Below are 653 nucleotides of genomic sequence, written 5' to 3'. Positions count from 1 at the left end.
CGCCGCCAGCGTTCGTCCTGAGCCAGGATCAAACTCTCCGATAAAAGTTTGAATAGCTCTTTAAAAATAAATCTAGAATTAACGTTGACGTATTGTCTTGTTTTGTTCAGTTTTCAAGGTTCAATGTATTGACTCTTCTATTTGAAGCGACTTGATAATCATATCATTTTCACTAGATGAGTGTCAATAACTTATTTTAAAAAACTTTTTGGTGGAGCCTAGCGGGATCGAACCGCTGACCTCCTGCGTGCAAAGCAGGCGCTCTCCCAGCTGAGCTAAGGCCCCAAATAAGGTGGTCGGGAAGACAGGATTCGAACCTGCGACCCCTTGGTCCCAAACCAAGTGCTCTACCAAGCTGAGCTACTTCCCGATATATATGGCGCGCCCGAGAGGAGTCGAACCCCTAACCTTTTGATCCGTAGTCAAACGCTCTATCCAATTGAGCTACGGGCGCATATTTGTCTCTTCATTAATAGTATATGGATATTGCAATTAATGAACGTTATTTTGCATTCGCAAAAAACTCTGGTGCCGAGGACCGGAATCGAACCGGTACGGTAGTCACCTACCGCAGGATTTTAAGTCCTGTGCGTCTGCCAGTTCCGCCACCCCGGCAAGTTCTTGGAGCGGAAGACGGGATTCGAACCCGCGAC

General features: G+C 46.9%; 4 tRNA genes. All 4 read right to left on the bottom strand.

Annotated features, from left to right (window positions below):
• Positions 1 to 209: 209 nt before the first annotated feature.
• The 4 genes from BAA9072_RS23895 to BAA9072_RS23880 all read right to left on the bottom strand — a co-directional run bounded on the left by BAA9072_RS23895 (position 210) and on the right by BAA9072_RS23880 (position 615).
• Positions 210 to 285 (bottom strand) — tRNA-Ala (locus tag BAA9072_RS23895).
• Positions 286 to 293: 8 nt separating this feature from the next.
• A tRNA-Pro gene (locus BAA9072_RS23890) sits at positions 294 to 370 on the bottom strand.
• A 7-nt stretch (positions 371 to 377) separates the two neighbouring features.
• A tRNA-Arg gene (locus tag BAA9072_RS23885) sits at positions 378 to 454 on the bottom strand.
• Positions 455 to 526: 72 nt separating this feature from the next.
• Positions 527 to 615: transfer RNA gene (locus BAA9072_RS23880), tRNA-Leu, on the bottom strand.
• Between the last annotated feature and the right edge of the window lie 38 nt (positions 616 to 653).

The organism is Rossellomorea arthrocnemi (assembly GCF_904424705.1).
GTDB lineage: Bacteria > Bacillota > Bacilli > Bacillales > Bacillaceae_B > Rossellomorea > Rossellomorea arthrocnemi.
Note: the sequence above shows the minus strand (reverse complement) of the source record. Positions and strands in the feature narration are given on the sequence as shown.